Below are 6954 nucleotides of genomic sequence, written 5' to 3'. Positions count from 1 at the left end.
AAAAGCGTGCTGAGTATAGATTGGCCACCAATTTGGAGCGGGCCGAAGTCTCTGATGAAGAGCTTATGGAAATCTACAAATATAGGTGGCACATAGAGTTGCTATGGAAGTTTCTTAAAATGCACCTTAAGTTGGATAAGCTGATTACTAAAAATGTAAATGGTATAGCTATACAAATTTATGTTTCGCTGATAGCTTACCTGATATTAAAGATAGTAGATATTCCTAAAGAATGGGGGACTACGCTACTAGATAAACTCCGCTATCTTCAATGTTGTATGTGTCAATAAATCAGCTATGTCCACTGGATAGAACGACTTCTCTCTGGCTAAGCATTTTTACTCAGGGCAGGATAAATGTAAGCTAAAATGTAAAGTTTTGTGACAGAATTCAACACTTGTGGATATTTGTGGGGTCGAAGAGACGCTGACCCCTACATCTCTGCAACCTGTCAGGAAAGCAGTGTCCACTTGCTAAAAGTGGCAGCTTGCCCGCACATTTGATTCCGCTCATCTAAAACATTCCAGATGATGCCGTCTCCGACAAAAAAACGCTTCCCCGTACTGGAGATTCGCACGCCCTGCCAGTTGCCAGCGCCTTGGTTTTTCGTTTGAGTGAGGAGGCGCTCACGCTCTGCCCGGTCTGCCGGCTCAGTTGTATTACGAGAAGGCAGTTTGGTAAATTGCTCCCAATCAAGCTCCCAAAGTTCAAGCGCCCGCCGGTTGCCGTAGTTGTACATTGGGTTTTCTTCCATGCTGTGGGAAGCCAGGAAAAAGGGAGCCTCAAACAAAGCCCGCGCTATTTCCACCGGCTCAGAGCCAACATCCAGCAGGACTTTTCCCGTCCAGTGCTGGAAGCTGCGCAACAGGCGCTGACTGTGGCGGATTACAGCTGAATCCTGCCAGGGGAATTGGGTGTCGTCACTCATAGGTGTGAAAATTAGGGACTTCAAAATAATAAATTATCCCGTAATATCATGTCTGCTTGCATGGACATAATATAAGCAGGTGAGCAAAATCACAGCAAGCGAGGTTCCAGAAACCAGGTTTCTTTAAGAACCCCGGTTTCTCCTGCAATCTTATTTATGTCCGCCCACTTACTGTCCCAAGCTCCTCACAGCTGGATTGGCCGGCGTATAGTGGTGGCTGACCAAACGCTAGTTGCGCTGACACAGGGCTTCTGGTACAATGGAATAAACCCCCACAACGACTTGCTCTACTTTTGGCAAAGTCCACAATCTCCCCCCTGGACTGTTTAATGATGCTAGAAGCCGCCTCATTGCCAGCCACACCGGCAAGATTGTTAACTGGCAGCAACCAAGGAGGGCCAAATCCCAGCATTCCCCCCCTACCCGCCCAGTGGAAACCGGCGGCACCCCTGACCTATTTCTAGAAGCCCTCAGCAGCCAGCCTTTTGGCCAAAGCCCCACGCTACCGCTCCGGGAGAGGAACAGCTCGCCCGGGCGGGGTTTGTCAGAGTTCCCCAACCGCCGCGCAGGAGCCACTCTCCCCAGCACGCCAGTAGGGCGATCCCAAAAATTTTTCCCAGCCTGTCCGATCCACAGCTGCGAGAGCGAGGCACAATAGTATAAGAAAAAACAAAACGGGAACAGCCCCCACGCCCACCGGTCCCCCCGACTTCTCTCCCGCATACTTGACGCCGCACTCACTCGTTTTTCTTGAGAGTGCGGCAAATCGGTAATTAGCGTTCAATAAGCAAGGGTGGTGAGTGAATGGTTTTGAATAAGATAAAACAAAAATCTATTTGTTTTTTTCCTGTTAGGAGGGGGTGTAAGGCTATCCATTAAATCAGCGTTCCGCACAAGTCTGCGATAAACTAATGAGCCATCTAACTTTGCCCGGTCAAATTGTACTGCATTTGACTTGGCCGGGGGTCTGCGGTACAGTACAAGTGATACAAACGGCCCTAGCATCCAGTGGCCGGTTGCGGGCGCTAATGGCAGTCGGAGAGAATTTAGCGCTCTGTCAGAAGCTAGAGCAAATCTGGCAGGAGACTTCCGAACACGCGCCGGACAGTCCGGACAGCAGATGGCTTGCCGAACCCGCCACCGTTGGCTGTGCTGCCGAACCGGCACGCACTCGCCCAGTAGAGAGCCGCGCCGCACAGGTGCGGTCGAGCGGTAGGGCGCTGCAGCGAATTCCCTTAGCTGGAGTGGGAGCGAGTTTGCTAATCTTAAGTCCTGGGCTAAATGTCTGGATTCAGATAGAGCCTGCCGCTGAAAAAAGCGATCTGGAAAGCAAAAGTTTCACAGATCAAAAACCGCCTTCATCCTTGATGGCGGAAACTTCTCAGACAGCGCCGGCGTGGCGAGTTGGCCTCGTATTCAATCCCGACACGATTGCGCGGTTGCTCAGCGCCCCAGCCGTCGCTGCCGCTGCCCCCCACTGCTGCAATCTCGAACCCCGAGAACTGGAGAGTCACGGGAGCGTGCTGCGACGGTTGTGGCTGTTGCTGCTAAGGGTTGTGGGAGGCGATACCCTCAACGAAACAGGTAATGGGGAACAGGTAATACAAGAACCCAGCACCGCTACCCCATCAGCCACTCCCCATGATGCCGCCAAACCAGCACCGGCAAAAAACTGGCTAGCCGGCGGCACCGCTTCGAGCAAAAATGAAAAGTGGCCGGTGCCGGCTGACAGCAACGCCTCATCCGCCAGTGGCAGCGCACCAGCGCCGGGCCACCCCCTGCACGCGCCAGCCGGCTGCGAACTGTTCTGGGAAGCCCCGATTGGCATTGTCTGCGAGAGTTTGGATGGCGGTATCCTCAGCGCCAATCCCGCCTTTTGCCGGCTCACCGGCTACAGCGAAACCCACCTGCGGCATCTCGATCGCCGTTCCATCACTCACCCAGAAGATTTCGCCGCCGAAATGCGGCTGATCCAGCACATGCTCCAAGAGGGAGACAGACGCCAAACCAGGCGCAAGCGCTACCTGCGCGGCGACGGTTCCACGATCTGGGCAGAAGCGGTGATGTCTTTGATTGGAGTTGAAGAAGACGAAAGTTACCTGCTCACTTTTGTCACAGACCTGAGCGAACGCCAGCGAGCCGAGCTGGAAATCCAGCAGCGGCGGGAGCGCGAAGCCCTCCTCAGTGAAATTTCCGCTCAAATCCGCGACACCTTCCATCTCGATGCCATTCTGCAAACAGCAGTCAGGCGACTCAGAGAAGCGCTGGATACAGACAGAGTTATCGCCTACCAGCTCATAAGCGATAGCAGTGGCACCTGTATTGCCGAAAACGTCAATTCCGCCTATCCCTCTATGCTCGGCCAGTCCTTCCCCGCAGAGTGCATTCCCCCGCCTTATCTGGAAGCCTATCGCTGCGGGCGTCTGTGGAGCGTGGACGACATCCGCGCCGCCGGTCTGGCTGAGTGCCACGTGCAAATGCTCGACCAGGTGCGCGCGCGCAGCATGATGGCGGTGGCGATTCAGCGCACCGACACCGCAGCGGAGCACACGAGTGCCGGAACAGTCTCTCCCTCCCCGCTGTGGGGTCTGCTCGCCGCTCACCACTGCCACGCTCCCAGATGCTGGACCGCAGACGAACAGCAACTCCTGCAAGCCGTGGCCAATCAGATGGCCATTGCCATCGAGCAGGCGAATCTCGTCCACCAGCTGCAAGCCTACGCTTGCGAACTCGAAGACCGGGTCAGCCAGCGCACCCGCGCACTGGAGCAATCCCTGCAATTTGAACAGCTGATCCGCCAGCTGACTGAAACCTTGCGCCAAGCCCTCGATGAAGACCAAATGCTGGAAGCCGCTGTGGGAGGTCTGGGCAACACCCTCGGCGCTGATGGCTGTTACGCCAGTCTGTTCGACGACCGGCTCGAAGTCCTCCAAGTGCGATACCAGCACCTCAGCGGCACCCTCGGGTTCTCCAAATCCCTTGTGGGAGAGCGCTTTTCTGTGCGAGACTGGCCCGAAACCCTTCGGGAGCGCCTGTTTGCCGGTCAAACCTGCCTTGAGAGCGTCCCCATTGAGCAGCCCTTGAACCTGCGGCAGCCTCCAGAAGGCCGGCACGCCGGAGGGAGCGAGCCCTCACCCCCTTCTGGCCTCCTGTGGCAGGCTCACTGTCCTATCTCCGACGACAGGGGGCTGATTGGTGTCCTGGCGGTGTTTCACGCCTGCCCCCGCCGCTTCGAGCCGGCTGAACTCGAACTCCTCAAACAGGTGGCTTCCCAGTGCGCGATCGCCATCCGTCAAGCCCGCCTCTACCGCGAAGAGCACCAGCAGCGCCTCAGCGCTGAATACTTCCGCCTATTCCTGGAACAGTCCTCCAATGTATTTGTCGAATACGACCGGCAGCTGCGCTACCTTTCGATCAACCCAGCTGGGGCGTCCCTGCTGGGCCGGCGGCAGCCTGACATTATTGGCAAAACCAACCGCGAGTTAATCGGAGTCGGAGCCGATACCATTGAACCGTTAATCCGTCAAGTGTTCGACACCGGCCAAAAAGTCGTCGCCAATTACGACGTTTCCGCCGCCACCGGCACCCGAACCTTTGAAACCGTTTACGCACCGATCGCAGACGCCTCTGGCACCATCTGTCGCGTCATCGGGATTGGCTCTGACGTCACCGAAGTCAGGCACCAGTGGCAGCTGCTGCAAGAACAAAATCAAACACTGGCAGCCATCAACCATCTCAAAGAGGAATTCCTCGCCAACACCAGTCACGAACTGCGCACCCCCTTGACCGCCATTCTCGGCTTTTCTAGCGTCCTGCTCGAGGAATCCTTCGGCGAACTCAACTCCAAACAAAAACTTTATGTTGACCGCATCTGCAGCAGTGGGCAGCACTTGTTAGACCTGATCAACGACATTCTCGACCTGTCTCGCATCGAGGCCAATCGCCTGGAACTGGAATACCAGCTGGTGTTTATCCAAGATATCTGTGAGAGCGCCATCGGCTTGATCTACGAACGGCTGACCAACCAAGGCTTAAAACTAGAGATGGAAGTCGATCCCGATTTGGACTACCTGATCTGCGATCCCCGCCGGCTCAAACAAATGCTGTTGAATTTGCTCTCCAACGCTATCAAGTTTACCCCACAGGGAACCGTTGGCTTGAAAATCTACCGCACCCGCACTCCTGCCGGCACCCACGGGGTGTACCATGTCACCACACCTGAAATGATTCACTTTCAGGTTTGGGACACCGGCATCGGCATTGATGAAGCCGACCAACTCCGCCTTTTCTCTCCCTTCTCCCAGATCGACTCGTCTCTGTCCCGCCAGTACCAGGGAACGGGGCTTGGCTTGGCGATCGTGAGAAAGTTGACCGAAATCCTCGGCGGCTCAATTACTGTGGAGTCCAGTATCGGTAAGGGGTCGCGCTTTACGATTTCCTTGCCCCTCTACCAATCGTCCGATATGTTACCTGCCGGAAACACTATTCCTCCCCACAGTTTCCACCTGCTGCCCGAACGAGGGTGAGGGATAGCGCTTCTAATCTCAGAAACCGGCTTTCTTTTCCCTTTCCCCCCGACAGCTATGTCACTACCTGCTGAGAACCCCGATTTCTTCACCTCGGTTTTAGATCAGTAGCCAGTTAGGTTAGGACGTAGGACAGGCGTCTCGCCTGTCCCTATCCCTACTAGGAAGTCAGATGTCCTGTCCTTAACTTACTGTCTATTGATATAGCAGCAATCATATTGGTTAGAACAATAGAAGCTTCGGGAGCTCTGGAGCAAGGGAGGCCGGAATGTAGGGTTCCTCAATGCTTACTGCTCTATAGACGTAGGGCAGGCGTCCCGCCCCCCCTGAAGGTCTAATGTTCTAACCTAAGTGCATACTGCTATACCTGACTGCGAGCCAAAATGCTATGGATTTTAATTGCATATTTTCTGGGTGAGGACTAACGCCTCTCCCTTCTTTATTCAGACTTCCGAATTGCGTAAATCACCAGGCAAACAGATAAGATGATCGCCGTAAATGTCAATCAGCCCTTTGGCACGCAATTTGCCCATCAAGCGGGTCACGGTAACGCGCGTCGAACCAATGGCGCTGCCAATTTGCGCGTGGGTCAGCGACCAGGGCAGGCAGTAACCCTGTTCTGTGCGCTCGCCGTATTCTTCTATCAGCAGGGTGAGAAACCCCAAGAGCCGGTCAATCGTGCGCCGCTGCCCCAGCGTGGCCAGCCACAGCAGTTTGCGCTGGTGCTGGTAGCGAAACGCATCCAGTATCTCCCGCCGGAAGTGGGGCCAGTTGTCTAAGTCGTGCCAGTACATCCACAGCACTGTGCTCTCGTCCACATGAGCGTAAGCCTGGAGCGCCACCGGCGATTGGCCGACAATTTCAAACGGCTGGCCGGCACCGACGAAGCCCAAAAAGGTTTCTTCCGATACCATCTCCCCTGAGTCAGACTTCGACTGGCCGGCGGCGGCCACAATCTGGCCTGTCCCCACCAGCCGCACAGCACCCCGCTGCACCAAATACACCAGCTCGGGGCGTGCTGGAATCCGCTCGTCTTTGCTAAAAGTCCGGCAGCGGTAGTGTTCCTCAGCCCAGTCTAGAATCCGTTGCCAAGTTAAAAAGGGTCTTGTGACGTCTGAATCTAAGGATGTGTGCATAGCAAGGGGCGGAACGCAGATAAGGCCATTGGGTATTGGGCATCGCGGCGGGACTGGGGCATTGGGCATCGCAGCGGGACTGGGGCATCGCGGCGGGACTGGGGCATTGGCAATGTCCCCCGCCTCCCTTGCTCCCCTACCTAACCCCTAACCCCTAACCCCTAACCCCCAACCATCGCCCGATACCGGCTTGTAATTGCGGCAGTTCAAGGAAATGATATGAAGGTGAGGGTAGGTGCGCTTGAAAATCCGACTCGCTCGGTTTTATCTCTGTTATATATGTTTTATTGATATGTCCTGCTGCTACGTTCAAGGTATCAAAGACTACTTCTGCCTTCTAGAAATTTTTCAGGATTTTTAGCGT

The 6954-nt window shown here is 55.1% G+C and carries 4 protein-coding genes and 1 pseudogene; 3 read left to right on the top strand and 2 right to left on the bottom strand.

Annotation, left to right across the window (positions count from 1 at the left end; all coding sequences use genetic code 11):
* Positions 1-290 (top strand): annotated as a pseudogene (locus OSC10802_RS0109055) (transposase); the annotation flags it as partial.
* Between the two features lie 161 nt (positions 291-451).
* On the opposite strand, the gene OSC10802_RS0109050 reads toward OSC10802_RS0109055, so the two are convergent.
* Entirely contained in the window at positions 452-928 is a 477-nt protein-coding gene (locus tag OSC10802_RS0109050) for an MEKHLA domain-containing protein (protein WP_017716461.1), read from the bottom strand.
* Between the two features lie 293 nt (positions 929-1221).
* Between OSC10802_RS0109050 and OSC10802_RS49310 the strand changes: the two genes are divergently transcribed.
* Complete coding sequence (locus OSC10802_RS49310; RefSeq protein WP_155967488.1) at positions 1222-1392, top strand: hypothetical protein; 171 nt, start codon at positions 1222-1224, stop codon at positions 1390-1392.
* Between the two features lie 447 nt (positions 1393-1839).
* The gene (locus tag OSC10802_RS44145; protein WP_082218260.1) at positions 1840-5454 is read left to right on the top strand and encodes an ATP-binding protein; all 3615 of its coding nucleotides are present in this window, start codon (positions 1840-1842) and stop codon (positions 5452-5454) included.
* Between the two features lie 443 nt (positions 5455-5897).
* Here OSC10802_RS44145 and OSC10802_RS0109035 read toward each other — a convergent pair whose 3' ends face one another.
* A complete protein-coding gene (locus OSC10802_RS0109035; RefSeq protein ID WP_017716458.1) occupies positions 5898-6590 on the bottom strand; it encodes a Crp/Fnr family transcriptional regulator in 693 nt (230 codons plus the stop codon).
* Positions 6591-6954: the final 364 nt, after the last annotated feature.

The organism is Kamptonema formosum PCC 10802, assembly GCF_000332335.1.
In the GTDB taxonomy this organism is placed as follows: Bacteria; Cyanobacteriota; Cyanobacteriia; order Cyanobacteriales; family Oscillatoriaceae; genus Oscillatoria.
Note: the sequence above shows the minus strand (reverse complement) of the source record. Positions and strands in the feature narration are given on the sequence as shown.

Excerpts from the sequence above, each read along its gene's own strand:
- OSC10802_RS0109050 (WP_017716461.1), bottom strand. The coding sequence starts at position 928 with ATGAGTGACGACACCCAATTCCCCTGGCAGGATTCAGCTGTAATCCGC.
- OSC10802_RS44145 (WP_082218260.1), top strand. The coding sequence starts at position 1,840 with ATGAGCCATCTAACTTTGCCCGGTCAAATTGTACTGCATTTGACTTGG.
- OSC10802_RS0109035 (WP_017716458.1), bottom strand. The coding sequence starts at position 6,590 with ATGCACACATCCTTAGATTCAGACGTCACAAGACCCTTTTTAACTTGG.